Origin of the sequence: Pseudomonas sp. PDM16 (genome assembly GCF_014851865.1) — a bacterium.
Classification (GTDB): Bacteria; Pseudomonadota; Gammaproteobacteria; order Pseudomonadales; family Pseudomonadaceae; genus Aquipseudomonas.
Genome location: NZ_JACVAM010000001.1, coordinates 498323 through 519188, shown reverse-complemented (window position 1 = coordinate 519188; position 20866 = coordinate 498323). Strand labels below are relative to the sequence as shown.

Annotated in this window: 23 protein-coding genes; 10 read left to right on the top strand and 13 right to left on the bottom strand. The window is 64.6% G+C overall.

Going from position 1 to position 20866, the window contains the following annotated elements; translation table 11 throughout:
* Nucleotides 1-19: 19 nt before the first annotated feature.
* Nucleotides 20-835: a helix-turn-helix domain-containing protein gene (locus IB234_RS02310; RefSeq protein ID WP_192313219.1), complete on the top strand. Its 816-nt coding sequence runs from the start codon at nucleotides 20-22 to the stop codon at nucleotides 833-835.
* A 75-nt stretch (nucleotides 836-910) separates the two neighbouring features.
* On the top strand, nucleotides 911-1612 hold the full coding sequence (locus tag IB234_RS02305) for a hypothetical protein (protein WP_192313216.1): 702 nt from the start codon (nucleotides 911-913) through the stop codon (nucleotides 1610-1612).
* A gap of 45 nt (nucleotides 1613-1657) precedes the next feature.
* On the opposite strand, the gene IB234_RS02300 is transcribed toward IB234_RS02305, so the two are convergent.
* Genes IB234_RS02300 through IB234_RS02290 form a run of 3 tightly spaced genes read right to left on the bottom strand, consistent with a single transcriptional unit; the run spans nucleotide 1658 to nucleotide 3285 of the window.
* Nucleotides 1658-1846 carry a protein DnrP gene (locus IB234_RS02300; RefSeq protein ID WP_192313213.1) on the bottom strand — a complete coding sequence of 63 codons (189 nt, stop codon included), beginning with the start codon at nucleotides 1844-1846 and terminating at the stop codon, nucleotides 1658-1660.
* Nucleotides 1847-1850: 4 nt separating this feature from the next.
* Nucleotides 1851-2528 (bottom strand): Crp/Fnr family transcriptional regulator, encoded by a 678-nt coding sequence (locus IB234_RS02295; protein ID WP_192315523.1) that lies wholly within the window; start codon nucleotides 2526-2528, stop codon nucleotides 1851-1853.
* 49 nt (nucleotides 2529-2577) lie between these two features.
* Nucleotides 2578-3285: a Crp/Fnr family transcriptional regulator gene (locus tag IB234_RS02290; protein WP_192313210.1), complete on the bottom strand. Its 708-nt coding sequence runs from the start codon at nucleotides 3283-3285 to the stop codon at nucleotides 2578-2580.
* A 167-nt stretch (nucleotides 3286-3452) separates the two neighbouring features.
* On the opposite strand from IB234_RS02290, the gene nirK reads away from it, so the two are divergent.
* Complete coding sequence (gene nirK / locus IB234_RS02285) at nucleotides 3453-4538, top strand: copper-containing nitrite reductase (protein ID WP_192313207.1); 1086 nt, start codon at nucleotides 3453-3455, stop codon at nucleotides 4536-4538.
* Nucleotides 4539-4548: 10 nt separating this feature from the next.
* Nucleotides 4549-5271 carry a formylglycine-generating enzyme family protein gene (locus IB234_RS02280; protein WP_192313204.1) on the top strand — a complete coding sequence of 241 codons (723 nt, stop codon included), beginning with the start codon at nucleotides 4549-4551 and terminating at the stop codon, nucleotides 5269-5271.
* Nucleotides 5272-5397: 126 nt separating this feature from the next.
* On the opposite strand, the gene tatA is transcribed toward IB234_RS02280, so the two are convergent.
* The 8 genes from tatA to IB234_RS02240 form a co-directional block, all read right to left on the bottom strand.
* Nucleotides 5398-5580 (bottom strand): twin-arginine translocase TatA/TatE family subunit, encoded by a 183-nt coding sequence (gene tatA / locus IB234_RS02275; RefSeq protein WP_192313186.1) that lies wholly within the window; start codon nucleotides 5578-5580, stop codon nucleotides 5398-5400.
* Between the two features lie 30 nt (nucleotides 5581-5610).
* A complete protein-coding gene (locus tag IB234_RS02270) occupies nucleotides 5611-6183 on the bottom strand; it encodes a nitrous oxide reductase accessory protein NosL (protein WP_192313183.1) in 573 nt (190 codons plus the stop codon).
* Nucleotides 6184-6210: 27 nt separating this feature from the next.
* Entirely contained in the window at nucleotides 6211-7035 is an 825-nt protein-coding gene (locus IB234_RS02265) for an ABC transporter permease (RefSeq protein ID WP_192313180.1), read from the bottom strand.
* Nucleotides 7032-7958, bottom strand: coding sequence for an ABC transporter ATP-binding protein (locus IB234_RS02260; protein WP_192313177.1), 927 nt, complete (start codon nucleotides 7956-7958; stop codon nucleotides 7032-7034). The genes IB234_RS02265 and IB234_RS02260 overlap by 4 nt, the downstream gene beginning before the upstream one ends.
* The gene (locus IB234_RS02255) at nucleotides 7955-9247 is read right to left on the bottom strand and encodes a nitrous oxide reductase family maturation protein NosD (protein WP_412547898.1); all 1293 of its coding nucleotides are present in this window, start codon (nucleotides 9245-9247) and stop codon (nucleotides 7955-7957) included. The genes IB234_RS02260 and IB234_RS02255 overlap by 4 nt, the downstream gene beginning before the upstream one ends.
* 126 nt (nucleotides 9248-9373) lie before the next feature.
* Complete coding sequence (nosZ, locus tag IB234_RS02250) at nucleotides 9374-11278, bottom strand: TAT-dependent nitrous-oxide reductase (RefSeq protein WP_192313171.1); 1905 nt, start codon at nucleotides 11276-11278, stop codon at nucleotides 9374-9376.
* A 58-nt stretch (nucleotides 11279-11336) separates the two neighbouring features.
* On the bottom strand, nucleotides 11337-13508 hold the full coding sequence (gene nosR / locus IB234_RS02245) for a transcriptional regulator NosR (protein ID WP_192313168.1): 2172 nt from the start codon (nucleotides 13506-13508) through the stop codon (nucleotides 11337-11339).
* Nucleotides 13509-13717: 209 nt separating this feature from the next.
* Nucleotides 13718-14032 carry a c-type cytochrome gene (locus IB234_RS02240; protein ID WP_192313165.1) on the bottom strand — a complete coding sequence of 105 codons (315 nt, stop codon included), beginning with the start codon at nucleotides 14030-14032 and terminating at the stop codon, nucleotides 13718-13720.
* A gap of 189 nt (nucleotides 14033-14221) precedes the next feature.
* Between IB234_RS02240 and IB234_RS02235 the strand changes: the two genes are divergently transcribed.
* From IB234_RS02235 to IB234_RS02210, 6 genes are all read left to right on the top strand, one after another.
* On the top strand, nucleotides 14222-15001 hold the full coding sequence (locus IB234_RS02235; RefSeq protein ID WP_412547891.1) for a CbbQ/NirQ/NorQ/GpvN family protein: 780 nt from the start codon (nucleotides 14222-14224) through the stop codon (nucleotides 14999-15001).
* On the top strand, nucleotides 14985-15566 hold the full coding sequence (locus IB234_RS02230; RefSeq protein ID WP_192313159.1) for a cytochrome c oxidase subunit 3: 582 nt from the start codon (nucleotides 14985-14987) through the stop codon (nucleotides 15564-15566). Before IB234_RS02235 ends, IB234_RS02230 begins: the two co-directional genes overlap by 17 nt.
* Before the next feature lie 5 nt (nucleotides 15567-15571).
* Nucleotides 15572-15823 (top strand): cytochrome C oxidase subunit IV family protein, encoded by a 252-nt coding sequence (locus IB234_RS02225; protein WP_318651965.1) that lies wholly within the window; start codon nucleotides 15572-15574, stop codon nucleotides 15821-15823.
* A gap of 68 nt (nucleotides 15824-15891) precedes the next feature.
* Nucleotides 15892-16332 carry a c-type cytochrome gene (locus tag IB234_RS02220; protein WP_192313153.1) on the top strand — a complete coding sequence of 147 codons (441 nt, stop codon included), beginning with the start codon at nucleotides 15892-15894 and terminating at the stop codon, nucleotides 16330-16332.
* Between the two features lie 3 nt (nucleotides 16333-16335).
* Nucleotides 16336-17745, top strand: coding sequence for a cbb3-type cytochrome c oxidase subunit I (locus IB234_RS02215; RefSeq protein ID WP_192313150.1), 1410 nt, complete (start codon nucleotides 16336-16338; stop codon nucleotides 17743-17745).
* Nucleotides 17746-17837: 92 nt separating this feature from the next.
* Nucleotides 17838-19679: a nitric oxide reductase activation protein NorD gene (locus IB234_RS02210; RefSeq protein WP_192313147.1), complete on the top strand. Its 1842-nt coding sequence runs from the start codon at nucleotides 17838-17840 to the stop codon at nucleotides 19677-19679.
* Nucleotides 19680-19717: 38 nt separating this feature from the next.
* Here the strand turns inward: IB234_RS02210 and IB234_RS02205 are convergent, their stop codons facing one another.
* Together IB234_RS02205 and IB234_RS02200 are read right to left on the bottom strand one after the other, a co-directional pair.
* The gene (locus tag IB234_RS02205; protein ID WP_192313144.1) at nucleotides 19718-20395 is read right to left on the bottom strand and encodes a GNAT family N-acetyltransferase; all 678 of its coding nucleotides are present in this window, start codon (nucleotides 20393-20395) and stop codon (nucleotides 19718-19720) included.
* On the bottom strand, nucleotides 20392-20847 hold the full coding sequence (locus tag IB234_RS02200) for a GNAT family N-acetyltransferase (protein ID WP_192313140.1): 456 nt from the start codon (nucleotides 20845-20847) through the stop codon (nucleotides 20392-20394). Before IB234_RS02200 ends, IB234_RS02205 begins: the two co-directional genes overlap by 4 nt.
* Nucleotides 20848-20866: the final 19 nt, after the last annotated feature.

Genomic DNA, 20866 nt, shown 5'->3' with positions numbered 1-20866 from the left:
CACCATCTGGAAAGACCTCATGTCGGAAGCCTTCGGCGACAACCTCAAGCTGCTCTGCAGCCACTACCGCTCGATCGCCGAGGTTTGTCGGAAGCTCGCGATCAATCGCGCCCAGTTCAACAAGTACCTCAGTGGCCAGAGCCGGCCGACGGCCTACAACCTCAAACGTATCTGCGACTTCTTCGGCGTCGAGGACTACGAGCTGTTGCTGCCGCCGGAGCAGTTCGCCCGTCTGCTCGGCGCGCGCTCTCCCGGGCTTGCCGCCAAGCGCACGGACGCCCTGATCGAGCTGCTCAAGCCGCTGCGTGAGCAGGGTGGCGACCTGCGGCGCTATTGCGGTTATTACTTCGAGTACTCCAACTGCATGTCGGTACCCGGCTACGTGCTGCTGTCGCTGGTGCACCTGTGGGAAGAGGACGGCGCCTTCCTGTTCGAGCGCCAGGAGCGCCAGGAGCGCTCGGCCAGCGCCGACGTGCAGGCCGAGGACTGGGTGCGCTGCCGCTACCTGGGCGCGGCCTTCCAGCTGCAGGACCGCCTGTTCCTGATGGACTACGAGTCGCTGACCCTCAACGAGATGAGCCAGACCATCCTCATCCCCAGCTACAAGAGCCGCATCACCCGCCTCAACGGCCTGAAGACCGGTGTCTCCAGCGGCGACCGACGCAACCCGGCCTGCACCCGCGTGGTGTGGGAATACCTGGGCAGCGAGATCAACCGCATCAGCGCCTACCGCCAGGTGCGCCTGTACCGCCCGGACGATCCGCGTATCGACGAGGATGTGCGTCAGCGCCTGGACGTAGCGCCGCTGAAGAACGGGTTGTTCGAGATCGAGTAGGGCGGCGAATCAAAGCGCAGCGGCAAGGTCGAACGGATGCCAGGGCGGTATCTGCCCATCAAGGAGTGATCAAGCGTGTTCGCAATCTGCTGGTTGGGGGCGCCGCTGCGTCGTCTTGCGGTGCTGTCGTTATGTCTGCTGATGGGGGGCTGCAGCAGTAGCCTGTCGGGCCAGGGCTATCTGTTCACCCAGGACAGCAAGCCACTGCAACTGGCGGACGATGTGACCCTGGAACAGGGGCACATGCGTTTGGAGTTCAACCCCGATCCCTGGCTGATAGGGCGTCTGCGTCTGCACCATGCGCAGTCCGATTTCAGCACCTGGGTCTCTTCCGGTGACTATGCCGGCAATTCCTTCTTCATCGACAGCCAGGACAGCGGACTGAACTACGACATCCAGGCGCGCTGGCGGGAGGTACATGGGGAGACTCTCGAGGGTGAGGTGTCCGAGAGCTGTACCGCTCCCGGTTACTGCAGCAAACCGGTGCAGTATTTGGAGTGTGGCAAGAAGAGCTATCGCGAGGGCGGCAAGCGCTACGAGAAGCACGAGGATGACGACAACTGCGAGGAGCGCTCGGTGAATGAACAGGGCAATTTCCCCGATTGCCCCGGCCATCGTCTGGTGCGTAATCGCTATCAGGTCTACAAGTTGCAGCTAGGCCTGGAGTTTCGCGAGCCCTTCTCCGACCGATCACCGGTGGCCGAATTCGACGGCGAGAGCCACTATCGCCAGCGACTGGTGGATACGATCAGCGCGGGCGCGTGCCAGGCCTACTGAGCTTCAGTCGCGTGTTGTCACGGCAGGTGCTGGAGCCGAAGCGAGTTACACGCTGCGCGGCAGCCACACCATCATCACCGCACAGAACACCGCCAGTGCAATGCAGAACCAGAAGAAGCGTTGCAGGCGACGTTGCTGGGGCCGGTCCGTGGGCAGGGGCATGCCGCAATCGGTGCAGGCAACGGCCTGTTCGGGTTGCGGGCGCTGGCAGTACAGGCAGGTGGGTGTCGACATGGTACTACTCGAATTGCTCTAGGCGCTGGCGATCGAGGATGCAGATGACCCGGGCGTGCTGGGTGATGATCTCTTCGTCGATCAGGCGGCGGATGATTCGCGAGAAGGTTTCCGGCTGGATCGACAGGTGTCCGGCGATCAACTGCCTGGCCATTGGCAGTTCCAGCTCGTCGCTATCGCTGCGTGCCAGTTGGGTGAGCAGGTAGCGCACCACGCGGTGGGTGGCGTTCTTCAGCGACAGTGTCTCGATCTCGTTGATGCGCTGGTGCAGGCGGATGCACAGTTTGCCGAGGAGGGCGAAGGTCAGCCGTGAGTTGCTCTGCAGCAGGCGCATGTACGTGGTGTTGGAGAAGCGATACAGCTGTACCGGGCCGAGCGCCTGGGCTGAGGCGACATAGTTGGGGGTGTCCATCAGCATCATGGCTTCGGCGAAGGTCTGCCGCTCGCCGATGACCTCGAACACCTTCTCCTGGCCGTCCGGGGTCAGTCGATAGACCTTCACCGCGCCGGAAATCACGAAGAAGAAAGAGTGCGCCGGTTCGCCCTGGAGGAAGAGGATGTCGCCCTTGTCCAGGTTGAGCAGTTGGCTGTCGGCGAGCAGTTCGTCCAGCTGCTCATCGGACATTGGCTCGAACAGGTGGTGGCTGCGCAGGATCTGGTGGTGCACGCGGTGCAGCACCATGGCCGGGTCCTGATGGCCCGAAGTGGCGATCATCCGGGTCGGGATGGTGTTATTGAGCATGGTCGGTCTCCGGTGGTTCGGCGTAGCGGGCGATGCCTTCCAGGTCGAGCAGCGCCACGTGCTCGCGCCCCAGTTCAAGCAGCCCGCGCTCCTTCCAGGCGCTGAGCACGCGGCTTACCGTGTGCAGGGTGGTGCCGGTCATCTCCGCGAGGTTCTGGCGCGACAGCGGAAAATCGATGCTGACGCCATTGGCGGTGCTGCGCCCGACCTGCTGTGCCAAGCGTAGCAGTGCATGGGCCAGGCGCTGCTCGACCCGTTCGGTGGACAGTTCGCGGATGCGCTGGTGCGCGTCCTGCAGGCGCTTTCCGACGGCCTGCACCACGTGTTCGGTCAGGTGCGTACAGATCCGGCTCAGCGGCTCCCACTGTGCGGACGGCCAGCGCAGTGCGCAGCTGTTCTCCACGGCGACGGCGGATGCCGGGAAGTGGCTCATCGCCAACACCTGGGCGATGCCGAACAGTTCGCCGCTGCACACATAACGTACGACCACGCGCTCGCCCGCGGGCGTCAGCTGCGAAATCTGCAGGTGGCCGCTGAGCAGGAAGAAGAAGTGGCGGGCGGCTTCGCCCTGCTGGAAAACGAACTCGCCCTTGAGGAAGTGGCACTCCTGGGCATGCGCCAACGCGTCATCAAGCTCGCTATCGCTCAGTGGCGAGAACAGAGGCAGGCGTCCTATCAGCTCGAGCTCGGGTGGCATAAGGCACCAAATCGGGGCAGCGCAGAAGATGAGCTGATCGTAACGCGCCGGTCGCTTGTACTGGTGCGGTATGTTGTCGCTGCCCACCCCTTGTTTGTTCCAGAACAAAGAAGCCGGCGTCGCGATGCCTTGCAATGGTGCCAGCCAACCATACAAGGGAAGACGCTATGAATGCTTTCAAACCGCTGTTGATCGCCAGTGCCATTGCCCTCAGCTGCGCCAGCACCTCGTTGCTGGCGGACACTACCGACGGCCTGCAGCGTGTCAAAGTCGACCTGCTCGCCCCGCCGCAGGTGCATGCCCACGAGCAGGCCACCAGCGCCAAGCCCAAGGTCGTGCAGTTCCGCATGGTCATCGAAGAGAAGAAGATGGTCATCGACAACCAGGGCACCACCCTGCAGGCGATGACCTTCGACGGCTCCATGCCCGGCCCGACCATGGTCGTGCACGAGGGTGACTACGTCGAGCTGACCCTGGTCAACCCGGCCACCAACACCATGCCGCACAACATCGACTTCCACGCTGCCACTGGTGCGCTGGGCGGCGCCAAGCTGACCCAGGTGGCGCCTGGTGAGGAGGCGGTACTGCGCTTCAAGGCCGACCGCAGCGGGACCTTCGTCTACCACTGCGCGCCAGAGGGCATGGTCGCCTGGCACGTACTGGCCGGCATGAGCGGCACCCTGATGGTGCTGCCGCGCGAAGGCCTGAAGGACCCGGAAGGCAAGCCGCTGCACTATGACCGCGCCTACACCATCGGCGAGTTCGACCTGTACATCCCCAAAGGTCCGGACGGCAAGTACAAGGACTACAAGGACCTCGGCTCCAGCTTCCAGGACACGCGCGATGCGATGCGCACCCTGATCCCGACCCATGTGGTGTTCAACGGCAAGGTCGGTGCACTGACCGGCGAGAACGCCATGAAGGCCAAGGTCGGTGAGACCGTGCTGTTCATCCATTCCCAGGCCAACCGCGACACCCGCCCACACCTGATCGGCGGCCACGGCGACTGGGTCTGGGAAACCGGCAAGTTCGACAACGCGCCTGAGAAGAACCTGGAAACCTGGTTCATTCGTGGCGGCTCGGCGGGGGCGGCGCTGTACACCTTCAAGCAACCTGGGGTGTATGCCTACGTCAACCACAACCTGATCGAGGCGATGGAGCTGGGCGCTGCCGGCCACGTCAAGGTCGAGGGCGAGTGGAACGACGACCTGATGAAGCAGGTCAAGGCCCCCGGTCCGATCACTTCCAAGTAAGGGCACGGGGATGAGAGCACTGCTGGTAGGTGGGCTGTTGTTGCTTGGTGGCTGTACTCCGGCCATCGACATCGACGAGGGCGAATGGGTGCGGATTGCCGCTGGTACCGCCCATTTCCAGTCCACCGACGCCAGCGGTGCGGCCATCGAGGAACACAGCGCCGGCTTTGCGATCATGCGCCGCCAGGTCAGCCAGGCGGAGTACGCGGCATGCGTCGCGGAGCAGGCCTGCCTGCCGCTGGACGGTGCCTTGCGCCAGGCGGCGGCTTCGGATCTGCCGGCCGTGGGCATCAGCTGGATGGATGCCAGCGCCTATGCCCAGTGGATGACGCAGCGCACGGGCGTGACGCATCGTCTGCCCAGCTATGGCGAATGGGTGCTGGCCGCTGGCGAAGCCTTCGAAGACGAGCAACCCCAGGTCTTCGACGATGCGCGCAACCCGGCGCAGCGTTGGCTGGCGGAGTACGAGCGCGAGTCCGGGCGCAAGCCGCGAGATCCGCGTCCACTCGCATTCGGCAGTCAGGGCCGCAACGGCAATGGCCTGCTGGACGTGGCGGGCAATGTCTGGGAATGGACCGACAGCTGTTTCGGCCAGGGTGACTTCTGTGGCATCCGCGTGGCGGCCGGGCAGCACCCGAGCGGGCTGTCCGACTTCGTGCGTGACCCTATCAGCGGTGCCTGCTCGGTCGGGGTTCCGCCGAGCAACCTGGGGTTCCGTCTGGTACGCGACTGAGTGATGAAAGAAATGCCCCACCCGCGGCAAGGCGGGTGGGGCGTTTTTATGCGGTTCATGTCGATGGCTCAGCGAAGTAGGGCGTGCTCATCCAGAACCTGCCCGACCTCGATGAGCATGATGCCGCTACTTCAGTTCACGCTTGGGGGCATCTCCCTGAGCGGTGTCTTCTTCCTCGCGCATCGACTTGCGGAAGCCGTTGATCGCACCGCCCAGGTCCGAGCCCAGATGGCGCAGGCGCTTGGTGCCGAACAGCATGACGACGAGCAGGACGATGATCAGGATTTTCCAGGCACTGAGTCCCATCATTTCGTGTACCTCAATGTGTCGAGCAACGGGTCAGTGAGCGGTGTGGGCGCTGTCATGCGCCGGCTGGTGTGCGGACATGCCACCGTGTTGCATGCTCGCGGCCTCCTGCAGCAGTACCTGGTCGATATCCGTGAAGCGCAGCACACGACCGCCGTGCTTGGCAGCCAGGTCCTGTGCCTGCTGTTCGCTGGAGAAGCTGGCCAGTGAGGCACCCATGGCGCCCTTGAGCGAAGTGCCGACGACATAGTAGGCCGTGGTGGCATCGATCAGGTGCTCATCGTCCGGGTGTTCCCAGACGCTGCGCCCCATGTCGTGCACATACAGCTTGGCGTCGAGCAGGCGGTTTTCCGGCTGCAGCCACCAGCCGAGCAGCTCGGCGGTGGAGCAGAATTTCTTCACGCCTTCCTTTGCCACGGCCTGGCCCTTGGGGCCGGGGAAACTGGCGATGACCATGCCGCAGACGTGACATTCGTCGCTGGCGTGGAAGGCCACCGGTTCCAGCGTCTGCTGGACGGCCTCCTTGTCGTCTCCGCAGCCGGCCAGGCCGAAGGCGAGGACAGTGGCGAACAGCGCCTTGGCGCCGCTGCGATACAGGTTATTCATGGGGTCGATTCCTCGAGTCGTTGAAAATCAGGTGGGGCGCCGGCGGAACACCGCATAGGCCAGCAGCAGCAGCGCTGCGGCCCAGCCCAGCAGGCACAGCCACAGCACCGCGCCGGGCACGGGCAGATCGCTGCCCAGCGCCAGGACGCCCATGGCGCTGCCTTCGAAGCCCGCCAGGTTGATCAGCCGGTAGATGTCGGTGGGGTTGAGCAGCAGCAACCAGGGCAGCAGCTCGGGGTTGAACTGGCCTTCGCTGAACACCAGCAGCGCCAGCAGCACCAGGTCGAAGACCAGTACGAAGAGGAACCACACGCCCAACGCCAGGCCGGCGGCGCTGGTTTTCTCGCTGACCTTGCCGCTGAGCACATAGGCCAGCGCCAGGAACACCCAGCCGAGCAGCGTGGAAGACAGCATGAAGCGGCCGAAGGCCCAGGCCAGCATGCCCAGCTCGATATCGTCGACCAGCAGGGCGATGGCCAGCGCAGCGCAACCGAAGCCGAGCAGCACCGCCAGGGCGAGGATCAGCCCGTGGCCGACGAACTTGCCCAGGAGGATCTGCCCGCGCCCCAGTGGGTAGGTCAGCAACAGCATCAGCGTGCCGCTTTCGTCCTCACCGACGATGGCGTCATAGGCGAGCAGCAGCGCGATCAGCGGCATGAGGAAGGTGGCCAGGCTGGCCAGGCTGGCGATGGTGGCCGGGATCGAGGTGAATCCCAGCTGGCCGGATGCGGCGGCGCCCAGCCAGGCGATGCCGACCGCGAGGATGGCGAACAGCAGACTGATGGCCAGCAACCAGCGGTTGCGCAGACCGTCACTGAGCTCCTTGCGGGCGATGTTCCACACCTGGCTCATGCTCGCCTCTCCTGCGCCGGCACATCGCTGGCGCGTTCCATGTAGTAGCGGTAGAGATCCTCCAGCGAAGGCTGGTGGATCTCGATGTCTTCCGGCGAATCCTCACCGAGCAGCTGACGCAGCAACGGCAGCTTGTGGCCATTGACCGCTTCCACTTCGATGCTGCGTTCGCCGCAGCTGCGGGTGTTGTGCCCGGCCGCGCTCCAGCGCTGCAGCCACTGCTCTCGGGTACTGATACCGCTGGCGCGAATGCGCACCGGCAGGCCGGCTTCGCTACGCAGCTCGGCGAGCGTGCCGGTGGCCTGCAGGCGCCCCTTGGCGAGGATCGCCGCGCGGTTGATATGGGCTTCGACACCGGGCAGTACGTGCGAGCAGAGGATGATGCTGGTGCCGCCCTGGCGCAGGCGGTCGATCAGCTGATAGAGGTCCTGGGTGGCGATGGGGTCGAGGCCCACCGTGGGCTCGTCGAGCAGCAACAGGCGCGGCTCGCCGAGCAGTGCCTGGGCCAGGCCGAGGCGCTGGCGCATGCCCTTGGAGTAGGTCTTCAACCGCCGCTCGGCAGCATGGGCCAGGCCGACCTGCTCCAGCAGTTCGTCCACCTGGCTCGCGGCTGCGCCCTTGAGGCGGGCGAAGTGGCGTAGCGTCTCGCGGCCGCTCAATTGCGGATAAAAGATGACGTTCTCAGGCAGGTAACCGAGCTGGCGGCGCACCTGGGGATCGTTCGGGGCGTGGCCGAGCACCCGCACCTGACCTTCGCTGGGGGCGAGCAGGCCGAGGATCAGCTTCATGCTGGTGGTCTTGCCGGCGCCGTTGTGGCCGAACAGCCCCAGCACCTCGCCCGCACCGAGGTTCAGATGCAGGTCGTGCAGCACGGTCATGCTGCCGTAACGCTGGCTGACGCCCTGGATTTCGACGGCGTTCATTGGCTTGGCTCCTGGCCGATGGTCAACAGATGTTCGGTTGGCAGGCGCATCAGCGGGTGGCTGTCCTGCACGCCGGGTGACTTGACCACCGGGAAGGCGCGCTGCACCCAGCGCAGTACTTCGATGCTCGGGCTGTTCATCAGCAGGCGCACCTGCGGGTACATCCACAACAGGCGGTCGACGTTGTCGTTGGGCTCGTAGGCGACATCACCGAGGCCGTCGTCATTGCGGTCCCAGCCCAGGTAGTCGCTCCAGTAGTTGCCGCGGCCATCGACCGACCATTCCTGGGTGCGGGTGGCGACGTACTTGACCTGTTGCTGGTTGCCGATGAAGGCGTTGCCGGAGATGCGGTTGTCCTCCGAGCCAGCGGTCAGGTGGATGCCCAGTGAGCTGCGCTCGAAGTGGTTGTGCTCAATGGTGTTGAACAACGAGTTGTAGATGAACAGCGCCTTGCCCTCGTCGCCGGTGATCATGCTGTCGCCACCGGTGTCGCCGGGCTGCACATCGCTGACGAAGTTGTCGCGAATGGTCGAGTAGGTGATGTAGTTCATCAGCATGCCGTAGTTGCGATCCTGCTCGGAGCGGTTGCCGATCACGGTCAGCTTGCGGCTCTGCATCAGGGCGAAGCCGGTGCGGGTGCGCCGGGTGACGTTGCCGATCACGCGGTTGTCGTTGGCGAACATGTAGTGCACGCCGTAGCGCAGGTCTTCGAGGACATTGCCTTCCAGGTGGTTGCCGTGGGAGGTGTCGATGTAGATCCCGTCGCGGGTGTTGCGCACCTGGTTGCCGATCACCCGTGCACCACGCACGGCGAACAGGTGAATGCCGTTACCGCGATCCTGGGAGCGAATGCTCGGGTCGCCCTCAATGTGGTTGCCGATCAGGCTGACGTCTTGGCTGCGATCGGCCCAGAGACCGAAACCCGGGCCCCGCAGATGGTTATCACGCACCACCGCGTTGCTGGCGGCACGGCCGATATGGATGCCGGCGTCCATGGCGGTGAGGTCGCGGCCCCAATCGAGAAGGGTGCAGCCCTCGACAGTGACGTCGCTGGCCTCGATGGTCAGTGCGCTGCCTTGTCCCTCGGCCTGCAGCACCGCTCCGGCGGCGCAACGCAGATGCATGGGTTGGTCGATGTGGAACTGCCCGCGGTATTCGCCGGCCGGCAGCAACCAGAGGTTCTCGCCCTGCGCCTGTAGCGGCAGGGCCGAGATGGGCTGCAGCGCCGCCTGGGCGCTCCAGCTGCACAGCGTGAGTGCACACAGCACCCAGGCTGGAAATCCTTGAATACCCTGAGATCCGGGCACGGCAGTTACCTTCTTCAGCGTCCAGATTGGGTGGGTTGGCGGCGGGACGTTTCCAACCGCCCGCCGCCAGGTGCAGTGCGCGCCCGGCAATGTGCCGGGCGCTTGGCTTTATGCCGGCTCGACCATCATGCGGCCGACCATTTCCATGTGCAGCGCGTGGCAGAACCAGCTGCAGTAGTACCAATGCAGCCCCGGCTTGTCGGCCACGAAGGTGATCGACGAGGTCTGCTGCGGGCTGATTTCCATGCTCACCCCGTGGTTGACCATGACGAAGCCGTGGGAAACGTCTTCGATCTGGTCCATGTTGGTGATCACCACGGTGACTTCATCGCCCTGTTTCACCTTGAACTCGGTCAGGCCGTAGGCCGGTGCCATGGAGGTCATGTACACGCGGACCTTGTTGCCTTCACGGATGACCTTGTTGTCTTCCTCCAGCTTGATGCCGTCTTTCTTGGCCATGGCCACGGTCGGGGCGAAGAACGGGTCGTTGCGATCCCAGATCTTGCGGGTCTTGATCTGGTCGCGGCGGGCCATGATGCAGTCGTGCGGCTCGGCGAAGGTCGGGCCGTCGTGCACCAGCTTCATCACATCGCCGGAGATGTCGATCAGCTGGTCGTTTTCCGGGTGCAGCGGGCCGGTCGGTAGGAAGCGGTCCTTGGAGAACTTGGACAGCGCCACCAGCCACTTGCCGTCGGCTTCGCTGGTTTCACACAGCGAGGCGTGCAGGTGGCCTGGCTGGTAGTGCACGTCGAGCTTCTGCTTGATGTAGTTGACCTTCTCGCCCTTGTAGGCGCGACGGGCTTCCTCGATGTTCCACTTGACCACCTGGCTGTCGATGAACAGCGTGGTGTAGGCGTTGCCGCGGCCGTCGAAGGTGGTGTGCAGCGGGCCGAGGCCCAGCTCCGGTTCGCCAACCACCACGTCACGCGGGTCTTGCAGCTTGCCGGCGAACAGGTCGGGCAGCATGTCGATGGCGATCATCGAGCAGGTCGGCGACAGTTTGCCGTTGGCGATGAAGTACTTGCCGTCGTGGGAGGTGTTGAGGCCGTGCGGGTTCTTCGGCACCGGGATGTAGCGGGTGACCGCGCTGTCCTTGCCGTCCTTCTTGCGCCCGTCGACCACTGGCACTTTGGAGTCGCCGAGGGTGATGAAGCGCCCGGCCTTGATCTCCTTCTCCACCGCCGGAATGTCGAAGACCACGACCCAGTCGCGCTCGTTGCGCATCATGCCGCCGAGGTCGAAGGCCTTCTCCGAGTTGTAGCAGGTGGCGGCCGTGAAGCGGCCGGTGTAGTCCATGTCGGTGTTGTCGAGGTTGCCATCGACGATGACCTGGAAGGCCACCTCCATGGTCTCGGCATCCACCGCGTTGTACATGGTGAAGCTGTTCTCGTCCTCGAGGTCGAAGACCTTGCCGTCATTGGGATGCGGGATGATGAACTCGGCATTGCAGAACACATACTTGGTGTGCGGCACCTTCTGCAGGCGCAGGCCGTGGATGGCCTGGACGTTGGGAATGGTGGTGATCTTGTCGCACTTCATGATGTCCAGGCGGATGCGCGCGACACGGCTGTTGGCCTTGTCGTTGATGAACAGGTACTTGCCGTCGTACTTGCCGTCGGTCATCGAGATATGCGGGTGGTGGCAGTCGCCGTTGAGGAACTTCGCGCTCTCGCCGAGGATGTGCTTGCTCTCGTTGGTCAGGCCCCAGCCGGTGGCCGAGTCGACGTTGAACACCGGGATGCGCATCAGCTCACGCATCGACGGCACGCCCAGCACGCGCACTTCGCCCTGGTGACCACCGCTCCAGAAGCCGTAGTACTCGTCCAGCTCACCTGGTGCGACATGAACCTTCAGCTGCGAGTCCTTGGCTGCCGCGGCCCAGCTTTCGCGGGTCATCACGCTGCCGGCCAGGGCGGTTGCCGCCACGGCTGCGCCGGTAACCGCACTGGCGCCGAGGAAACCGCGCCTGCTCAGGCCGGCCTTGTCATCCTTATCCGATTTGTTGTCGTTCATGGGGATTGCTCCTATTGGGGAAAAACACGCCTTTCCGATGCCGCGTTCGGCTCTCGGCTCAGGTCTCGTTCACCTCGACGGCGGGGATCAGCTGCGGCTCGGGCGCAGGCGCCTGCTTGTTGCGCTTCTTGCGCTTGTTGATCAGCGGCGGGCACTTGGCGTCGTTGTGGTAGGTCATCTGGCAGTCGAGGCAGTAGTGGCACTCGTTGCCGTTGATTCGCCCGTCCGGGTGGATCGCCTGGATCTCGCACTCCACCGCGCAGAGCTGGCAGGGGTTGCCGCATTCCTTGCGGCGCTTGAGCCAGTCGAACAGGCGGAACTTGCTGGGGATCGCCAGGGCGGCGCCGAGCGGGCAGATGTAGCGGCAATAGACCTTGCGGGTGAACAGGTTGACCACCAGCAGCACCACCACGTAGAGGACGAACCACCACTGGCGGTCGAACTTCAGGGTGATGGCGGTCTTGAACGGCTCCACCTCGGCGGCCTTCTCGGCGAGCATCATCGATTCGAGCGAGAGGCCGAACAGGGCCAGCAGGATGATGTACTTGATCGCCCACAGCCGCTCGTGCACGGCGAAGGGCAGTTCGTACTGGGGAATCTTGATCTTGCGTGCCAGCTCGTTGAGCAGCTCCTGCAGCGCACCGAACGGGCACAGCCAGCCGCAGAACACACCGCGGCCCCAGAGCAGGATGCTGGCGGCGGTGAATACCCAGAGCACGAAGATGATCGGGTCGGTGAGGAACAGCTCCCAGCGGAAGTCCTGGAACACCGCGTGGACGAAGGTCAGCACGTTGACCACCGACAACTGGCCCAGCGCGTACCAGCCGATGAAGAACACGGTGAACAGCAGGTAGCCACGGCGTAGCCAATGCAGGAACTGCGGCTTGCGGGCGAAGCTGTCCTGCAGGAACAGGATCACCGTGAGCAGGCCGAGTGCCGCCAGCAGCACGCCGATCTGGAAGCTCTTCTGGTACCAGATATTGACCCACAGCGGCCGGTTGGCCTCCTCGATGGCGGCCAGCTCTGCTGCAGTCGGCTGCGGTCGCTCGATGTAGTCCTCGGGAATCTGGTACGGCAGCTCGAAGCTGGTGAAGATGCCCTCGACCGGGCCCGTCTGGCGGCGCACCAGCAACTCGAGGTGCCACGGCGAGCCGGCGTCGAAGGCGTGCTGCTTGCGGGCGATGAAGATAGCCATCTCGAAGAAGGTGGGCATGCCCTCGGCGTAGACATCCGAGAGGCGAATGAAGTCGAGGTCGCGGAAGCTGATCACATCACCGAACTGGCGCAGTTGCACCCGATCGAAGATGCCGCCACGCACGTAGCCTGAACCCTTGAACGAGTACAGGCCGTTGCCCAGGACGGCAAAGGCTTGCTCGCCCGGCTTGAGGCTGGCCATGAAGTCCGCGTACTGATGCTCGCCGAGCAGGTTGCGGCCGATGGTCGGTGGGTTCAGCGGTGCGACGTACAGATCGATGAAGGTTTCATCACGCTGCTCCGCTGGGGCGATATCGACGCCTTCTGCCGCGGTGCCCTTGAAGGCATCGTCGACCTGGCCACGGGTCAGGTGCAGGCGGCGGATCGCGCCGTTGCCGGTCAGCTCGTTCCAGTCCGCTGGGTGGAACACCTCCTCGCGCACCCGTGACGGGCGCGGACGCATGTTGGCACCTGCGTCGATCAGGCCCAGGTCGACCGCCACCGTGTGCGCCACGCGCATGATGATCTCGTTGATCACCATGACCGTCACGGTGGCGCCGGTGACCGCGTCCACGGTGACCGCGTTGGGGTCGTTCGAACGCCCGACGACCACGCGCTGGCTGGCCTTGATGCCACTGTAGTGGGCGTTGAAGTCGTGGATCTTCTGTTCGGGAATACCGATCAGCACGATCGGCTCGTGGTGTTCGAGCATGTAGGCGTCGCGAATCACGCCTTGCGGATCGAGCAGCACCAGCATGTTGATCGGCTTGCCGGAGTAGGCAGGGATTTCGGTGACGTTGATGCTCTGGAACGCGTAGCCGAGGATCTCGTCACCCTGGCGCAGGGTACGGACCTGGTACTGACCTTCGGGCTCGGAGATGTGCTCGACGGTGGGGAACACCTGCTCGATGCGCTGCCGTTCGACGTCGTAGTCCTTGGCCTGAGCGGGCAACATGGCCGCCATCAGGGCCAGCAGAACGACGAGACTTTGTCCCCAGGTGCGCAACGCACTGGCGACAGAAGAGAGGGGCTTCATCAGGCAACCTACATCCACTGCTCTATTTGAGTGCATGGTAGGTATGCTGCCGCGCCAGTCTCCTTGACCAGAATCAAGTTGGCGGGCGATGAGCCTGACTCTTGGTTTTCGCGTTCGTTTCCAGAGCCAGCAGGCAACCCGCCCAGGGTGGGTTGCCTGCTGGCTCGTTCACATTCGGGTCGGCTCACTGCCGACCCGCATTGCGGCTCTTACTTCAGGGTCAGCACCCACTCGGCGAGGATCTTGGCTTCCTCGTCGGTCACCGGGTTTGCCGGCATCGGCATGGCGCCCCAGACGCCGGTGCTGCCGTTCTTGATGTGGCCAGCCAGAACGGCAGCCGCACCCTCGACGCCGGCGTTCTTCGCAGCCACGTCCTTCAGGGCCGGGCCGACCAGCTTGGCCTGCACGCTGTGGCAGGCGCCGCAGGGTTTGCTTTTGAACAGTTCCTCGCCAGACGCAGCGTGAACACTGGACAGGCTCGCCATCGCTATCACGGCGACCAGCGGAATCAGTGCTTTTTTCATGATCATTTCCTCATCGTATGTGGCCCGCCGGAGATGCATGGCGGCTGGCGCGTTGTTTGGGACCGATCATATACAGAGGTGATTCCTCAACCGCTTGACCGCAATCAAGTAGCGCGCGCGTAGCGCTTGAGAGCACTCCTTGTGGGCCGTTAGCGTGCACTCGAAGCCGTAATGGATCTTGGAGGAGTCATGCAAAGCACGCCGTTCTATCAGGTACAGGGTGACGAACAGCTGCTGTTCGAACAGGCCTGGCAGCAGCGCATGCCGGTGTTGATCAAGGGGCCGACCGGCTGCGGCAAGACGCGCTTCGTCCAGCACATGGCGCAGCGCCTGCAACTGCCGTTGTACACCGTGGCCTGTCACGACGACCTGAGCGCCGCCGACCTGGTCGGCCGCCACCTGATCGGCAGCGAAGGCACCTGGTGGCAGGACGGCCCGCTGACCCGCGCCGTACGCGAAGGCGGCATCTGCTACCTGGACGAAGTGGTCGAGGCCCGCCAGGACACCGTGGTGGTGCTGCACCCGCTGGCGGACGATCGTCGCGAGCTGTACCTGGAGCGTACCGGCGAAACCTTGCAGGCGCCGCCGGGCTTCATGCTGGTGGTGTCCTACAACCCCGGTTACCAGAACCTGCTCAAGGGCATGAAGCCCAGCACCCGGCAACGCTTCGTGGCGTTGCGCTTCGACTATCCCGGCCAGGAGCAGGAGTGCCAGATCGTCGCCCGCGAGGCGCAGGTCAGCGAGTCGCTGGCACGCCGCCTGGTCGCCCTCGGCCAGGACATCCGGCGCCTGGAGCAGCACGATCTGGAAGAGGTGGCGTCGACCCGCCTGCTGATCTACACGGCGCGCCTGATCCACGCTGGTATGGATGTGCGCACGGCTTGCCGTGCCTGCCTGGCCGAGCCGCTGTCGGATGACGCGCAGACCGTCGCGGCGCTGATGGACCTGGTCGATGTCCACCTCGGCTGAGCGCCAGGTCGCCCGACTGCCGGGCGACCTGGCCATGTGGTTCCTGATCCTCGCCGAGCTGACGGTGTTCGCCTTGCTGATCCTCACCTTCGCCATTACCCAGGTGGTGTCGGGTGAGCAGTTCGCCGCCAGCCGGGCCCTGCTCGACGGTTCCATCGGCCTGGTGCTGACCATCAGTCTGCTCACCGCAGGGTTCTTCGCCGCGTTCGCCGTGCACCGTGTGCGCGCCGGCCGCAGCCGTGAGGCCGCGCTCTGGCTGCTCGCCGCGCTGGCCAGCGGCTGCATCTACGTGGTGGTCAAGGGCAACGAGTACGCGCACCTGATCGAAGCCGGGCTGGACATGGAGCACGACCGCTTCTTCGCCCTGTACTGGATTCTCGGCGGCTTCCACTTCCTCCATGTGCTGCCGGGCCTGCTGCTGTTCGGCGGGCTGGCGCGGCGCTGCTGGCGAGGCGTGTACGACCGGCCGGACAAGCACGGCGAGCTGGAGTCGTGCGTTCTGTACTGGCACATGATCGATCTGATCTGGGTACTGCTGCTGCCCTTGCTCTATCTGCAGAGGTGAACGAGGTGATCGCATTTGCCTGCTGGTCGGGCCTGTTGTTGCTGTCGCTGCTGAGCCTGTGGCTGGTGGCCGAGCCGGTGCCGTCCTGGGCGACCCTGGCCCTGGCGCTGGCGGCGCTGGGCAAGGCCTGGCTGATCGTCGACGGCTTCATGGAGCTGCACAACGGGCCGCGCCTGTGGCGTTTTCTGCTGCTGGGCTGGTCGCTGTGCATGGCCCTTGTGCTGTTTCTGGCGTCGGGTCCGTTTTCAGCTTCTTGATTGCCATCAAGCGGTTTTCGCCAGGTGTCACCCGAGAATGACATCGCCAAGCCTTTGAGGACATGACCATGTCAGAAACCTTCACTAAAGGGATGGCCAGAAATATCTATTTCGGGGGGAGCGTGTTCTTCATCCTGATATTCCTGGCCTTGACCTACCACACCGAAAAAGAATTCCCGGAGCGAACCAACGAGCACCTGATGACCGAGTCGGTGGTGCGCGGAAAGCTGATCTGGGAAGAAAACAACTGCATCGGCTGCCACACCCTGCTCGGTGAAGGTGCCTACTTCGCGCCGGAGCTGGGCAACGTGTTCGTGCGCCGTGGTGGCGAGGAGCAGTTCAGCAGCTTCCTGCATGCCTGGATGGCGGCCCAGCCGCTGCGCATCCCCGGGCGTCGTGCGATGCCTCAGTTCAACTTGAGCGACAAGGAAGTGGACGATCTGGCCGAGTTCCTCAAGTGGACCTCGAAGATCGATACCAACGACTGGCCGCCAAACAGGGAGGGCTGAGCAATGACTACTGCCAATCCGCATCTCAAGTTCGCCTCGCAAGCCGTGGCCAAGCCCTACTTCGTCTTCGCGCTCATGCTGTTCGTCGGGCAGATTCTGTTCGGCCTGATCATGGGCCTGCAGTACGTGGTCGGTGACTTCCTGTTCCCGTTGATCCCCTTCAACGTGGCGCGCATGGTGCACACCAACCTGCTGATCGTCTGGCTGCTGTTCGGCTTCATGGGCGCGGCCTACTACCTCATCCCCGAGGAAGCCGACCGCGAGCTGCACAGCCCGAAGCTGGCCATCATCCTGTTCTGGGTGTTCGCCGCCGCTGGCGTGCTGACCATCCTCGGCTACCTGATGGTGCCCTACGCCACCCTGGCCAAGCTCACCGGTAACGACCTGCTGCCCACGATGGGGCGCGAGTTCCTCGAGCAGCCGACCATTACCAAGGCAGGCATCGTGGTGGTTGCCCTGGGCTTCCTCTACAACATCGGCATGACCATGCTGAAAGGTCGCAAGACCACGGTGAGCGTGGTGATGATGACCGGCCTGATCGGTCTGGCGGTGATGTTCCTGTTCTCCTTCTTCAACCCGGAAAACCTCGCCCGCGACAAGTACTACTGGTGGTGGGTCGTGCACCTGTGGGTGGAAGGCGTGTGGGAACTGATCATGGGTTCGATGCTGGCCTTCGTGCTGATCAAGGTCACCGGCGTCGACCGCGAGGTCATCGAGAAGTGGTTGTACGTGATCATCGCCATGGCCCTGATCACCGGCATCATCGGTACCGGTCACCACTACTTCTGGATCGGTGCACCGGGTGTCTGGCTCTGGCTAGGTTCGATCTTCTCCGCGATGGAGCCGCTGCCGTTCTTCGCCATGGTGCTGTTCGCCTTCAACATGGTGCGTCGTCGCCGCCGTCAGCATCCCAACCGCGCCGCCGGTCTGTGGGCACTGGGCACTACCGTGACTGCGTTCTTCGGTGCCGGCGTGTGGGGCTTCCTGCACACCCTGGCTCCAGTGAACTACTACACCCACGGCTCCCAGCTGACTGCCGCCCACGGCCACCTGGCGTTCTACGGCGCCTACGCGATGATCGTGATGACCATGATCTCGTACGCCATGCCACGCCTGCGCGGCATTGGTGAGGCCCCGGAGGAGCGCGCCCAGCGTGTTGAAATCCTCGGCTTCTGGCTGATGACCATCTCCATGGTGCTGATCACCCTGCTGCTGACCGCCGCCGGTGTGGCGCAGATCTGGCTGCAACGCTGGCCTGCGGAGAACGAAGCCCTGGCCTTCATGGCCACGATGGATCAGTTGGCGCCGTACTTCTGGGCACGCCTGGTGGCGGGTCTTGGCTTCGCGGCCGGCCTGGTCTGCTACCTGCTGAGCTTCATCCAGCGCAAGAACAACATCATCGCCACTGCCTGACCGGCGACCGGTGTTAACCCGTGGGAGGTGCTTCAGCTGCGGCCATCGCCGCTGCGGCCCCTCCCACCGCCCATTCTCCCGGGGAGTCCTGCATGGCTTTCAGCATCGAAGTCGAGGAGTGGGCCGGTAGCGTCTGGCATCGCTTCATCACACGCCACGCCGCCCCGGACTTCACGCACGCACAGGTGCAGTTGAGCGACCTGCAACGCTCCCTGGCGCTGCTCTATCACGCCCTGGGTGGTTCCAGTGCGGTGCAGATCCAGGCGGCACAGCCGCGCGAACTGCTGCTGCGGCGCAGCCTGCTGCAGCAGATCGCCGGCACCTGCCAACAGATGCCCGTGGCTTGGTGCGATGCGCAGAACATGCGTCTTCCACCCAGCCTCGCGGTATTTCCTCACGCCGAACTCAACCGTGAGTTGTATCGCTGGCTGGCCATGCTGGCCGCCGTCTCGGATGGCATGCGCCATTGGGGGCGCGACAATCAGCGCTGGGTCTGTGAGTTGCTGCAACGCTATCCGGCCATGCGGCCCCGTTATCAACGCCTGGTGGAGGCTCATCTGCGCCTGCGCCCGGCCCCCGACAGCCTGCCGCCTGCCAGCGCGGCGCTGGAGCGCGACCTGCGCCAGGCGCTCCGCGAGCCTGGCAGCGTCACTCATTTCGCTCATGACGAGCACGCGCCATGGCCGCTGTCGCTATGGCTCTATCCGGCGCAGGGCCAAGGTCCTGGCGCCTCCAGCGAACTGCCCGAGGAAGGCGAGGGCAGCGCCGCCAATCCCAATCCGACACAACGCTCGCTGCGCAAGCGCGCCTCGCGCATCGACGACAGCAGCGGCAAGGGCGGCCTGCTGCTGTTCCGCCTGGAGAATCTGTTCAGCTGGTCCGAGCACGTCCAGTTGGACCGTTGCAACGACGACAGCGAAGACCTCGACGCCGCCCGCGTGGCCGAGGACCTCGACGAGCTGACCCTGTCGCGCCAGCGCACGCGCAAGGGCGGCGGCCTGCGCCTCGACCTCGACCTGCCGTCGGCGGAACAGGACGACCTGCCGTTGGGCGAGGGCTTACTCCTGCCGGAGTGGGACTATCGCCAGGCGGCGCTGCACGAGCGCCACGTATCCCTGCAGATGTACCACCCGCGTGCCGCCGAGGCACAAACCCTGCCCGCGCGCCTGGCGCCGCCCGCCAGGCAATTGCGCCGCCAGTTCGAGGTGTTGCGCAACGACCGCCAGTGGCTGCGCCAGCAGCCGCAGGGCAGCGAGCCGGACCTCAGCGCCTGGCTCGATTTCCAGGTGCAGCGCCGACAGGGCAAGGCCAGCGAGAAGGGGTTGTTCCTCGAACAGCGCAGCACCCGTCGCGAACTGGCGTGCCTGCTGCTGGCCGACCTGTCGATGTCCACCGAGTCGCACCTCAACGACCAGCAGCGGGTCATCGATGTCATCGTCGACAGCCTGCTGCTGTTCGCGGAAGCGCTGTCGGCGGCTGGTGACGACTTCGCCCTGTACGGCTTCTCCTCGCTGCGCCGCCAGCAGGTGCGCATGCAGGAGCTCAAGCGTTTCGGCCAGCGCTACGACGATCAGTCGCGCGGGCGCATCCTGGCCCTGCGTCCGGGTTACTACACACGCATGGGTGCGGCGATCCGCCAGGCCACCCGCCTGCTCGGCGAACGCCCGCAGAGCCAGCGCCTGCTGTTACTGGTCACCGACGGCAAACCCAATGACCTGGACCTGTACGAGGGCCGCTACGGCGTGGAAGACACCCGTGAGGCGGTGCTGGAGGCGCGTCGTGCCGGCGTGCTGCCGTTCTGCATCACCATCGACCAGGAAGCCGGCGACTACCTGCCCTACATGTTCGGCGCTGGCGGCTACACCCTGATCGACAAGCCCCAGCACCTGCCGCTGTACCTGCCGCAGCTCTACCGGCAACTGACCCGACGCTAGGCTTTGGCACCTGCGGGCAAGTGCTGAGAGCGGGAGGATCAGCCCTCGTTGCGCAGTGCCTCCAGTCGGTGTCTCTGCTGACCCTCGGCATCGAAGTTGTCGACCGCCAGCCAGCGCTGGAAGGCTGTGCGACACGCTGGCCACTCGCTGTCGATCATCGCGTACCAGGCGGTGTCGCGACTCTCGCCCTTGACCACCATGTGCTGGCGAAACAGACCCTCGTAGACGAAGCCAAAGCGTTCGGCCGCACGTTTGGATCGGGCGTTCCTGGCGTTGCACTTCCACTCGAAGCGGCGATAGCCGAGATCGTCGAAGGCGTGTCGGGCCAGCAGGAAGACCGCCTCGGTGGTGCCTGGCGTGCGCTGCATGGTGCCGCCGAAGGCGACATGGCCGATCTCGATGCAGCCGTCCTTGGGGGTGATGCGCAGGTAGGCGATCAGGCCCAGGGCGCGTCCGCTGGTCTGCTCGACCACGGCATGGAACTGCGGGTCGTGGCTGTCGGCATTACCGGCCAGCCAGGCATCGAAGGCGGTGCGCTCGGTGAAGGGGCCGTAGGGCAGGTAGTCCCACAGCGCCGGGTCCGGGCCTTGTAGCTCCTGCCAGAGATCGTCGCCATGGCGAACGACATCCAGCCGCTCCAGGCGGATAAAACGGCCCTGCTGCACTTCGTGAGGTGGGAAGGGGCGTGTCTGCCACTGGCTCAGGTCGGCGCTCATCCCAGCAGCTTCCGGTACTGGATAAAGCCGGAGCGGTCGGCGATACGGTCGTAGAGCATGCGGCCCTGGTAGTTGGTGTCCTGGGTCAGCCAGTGCACGCGACTGGCGCCGGCGGCCGCCGCCTCGGCGTAGACATGCTCGATCAGCGCGCGGCCGATGCCGCCGCCGCGGATGCCCTCGGCCACGTAGAGGTCCTGCAGGTAGCAATAGTCGCCCGTGGTCCAGCAGCTGCGGTGATAGATGTAGTGCACCAGGCCGACGGCCTCGCCGTCGCGCCAGGCCAGGGCGGCATGCATCGGCTCGGCGGGGTCGAGGAAGCGCTGCCAGGTCAGGGCGCTGGTCTCGTCGGCAATCGTGGCGTTGTAGAAGCGCTGGTAGCCCTGCCACAGCGGCAGCCAGACGGCATGGTCGGCGGCGCTGAGCGGGCGGATGGTGAGTGGCGAGCTGGACATGGGATTCCCTTCTGTCGGG

Bases quoted from the DNA above. Each gene is read 5' to 3' on its own strand.
- IB234_RS02260 (WP_192313177.1), bottom strand. From the start codon at position 7,958: ATGAACGCCGTCGAAATCCAGGGCGTCAGCCAGCGTTACGGCAGCATG.
- IB234_RS02205 (WP_192313144.1), bottom strand. From the start codon at position 20,395: ATGAGCGCCGACCTGAGCCAGTGGCAGACACGCCCCTTCCCACCTCAC.
- nosZ (WP_192313171.1), bottom strand. From the start codon at position 11,278: ATGAACGACAACAAATCGGATAAGGATGACAAGGCCGGCCTGAGCAGG.
- IB234_RS02300 (WP_192313213.1), bottom strand. From the start codon at position 1,846: ATGTCGACACCCACCTGCCTGTACTGCCAGCGCCCGCAACCCGAACAG.
- IB234_RS02230 (WP_192313159.1), top strand. From the start codon at position 14,985: ATGTCCACCTCGGCTGAGCGCCAGGTCGCCCGACTGCCGGGCGACCTG.
- IB234_RS02295 (WP_192315523.1), bottom strand. From the start codon at position 2,528: ATGGTGCTGCACCGCGTGCACCACCAGATCCTGCGCAGCCACCACCTG.
- IB234_RS02240 (WP_192313165.1), bottom strand. From the start codon at position 14,032: ATGAAAAAAGCACTGATTCCGCTGGTCGCCGTGATAGCGATGGCGAGC.
- IB234_RS02215 (WP_192313150.1), top strand. From the start codon at position 16,336: ATGACTACTGCCAATCCGCATCTCAAGTTCGCCTCGCAAGCCGTGGCC.
- IB234_RS02265 (WP_192313180.1), bottom strand. From the start codon at position 7,035: ATGAGCCAGGTGTGGAACATCGCCCGCAAGGAGCTCAGTGACGGTCTG.
- IB234_RS02290 (WP_192313210.1), bottom strand. From the start codon at position 3,285: ATGCCACCCGAGCTCGAGCTGATAGGACGCCTGCCTCTGTTCTCGCCA.
- IB234_RS02270 (WP_192313183.1), bottom strand. From the start codon at position 6,183: ATGAATAACCTGTATCGCAGCGGCGCCAAGGCGCTGTTCGCCACTGTC.
- IB234_RS02200 (WP_192313140.1), bottom strand. From the start codon at position 20,847: ATGTCCAGCTCGCCACTCACCATCCGCCCGCTCAGCGCCGCCGACCAT.
- IB234_RS02220 (WP_192313153.1), top strand. From the start codon at position 15,892: ATGTCAGAAACCTTCACTAAAGGGATGGCCAGAAATATCTATTTCGGG.
- tatA (WP_192313186.1), bottom strand. From the start codon at position 5,580: ATGATGGGACTCAGTGCCTGGAAAATCCTGATCATCGTCCTGCTCGTC.
- nirK (WP_192313207.1), top strand. From the start codon at position 3,453: ATGAATGCTTTCAAACCGCTGTTGATCGCCAGTGCCATTGCCCTCAGC.
- nosR (WP_192313168.1), bottom strand. From the start codon at position 13,508: ATGAAGCCCCTCTCTTCTGTCGCCAGTGCGTTGCGCACCTGGGGACAA.
- IB234_RS02235 (WP_412547891.1), top strand. From the start codon at position 14,222: ATGCAAAGCACGCCGTTCTATCAGGTACAGGGTGACGAACAGCTGCTG.
- IB234_RS02280 (WP_192313204.1), top strand. From the start codon at position 4,549: ATGAGAGCACTGCTGGTAGGTGGGCTGTTGTTGCTTGGTGGCTGTACT.
- IB234_RS02210 (WP_192313147.1), top strand. From the start codon at position 17,838: ATGGCTTTCAGCATCGAAGTCGAGGAGTGGGCCGGTAGCGTCTGGCAT.
- IB234_RS02310 (WP_192313219.1), top strand. From the start codon at position 20: ATGTCGGAAGCCTTCGGCGACAACCTCAAGCTGCTCTGCAGCCACTAC.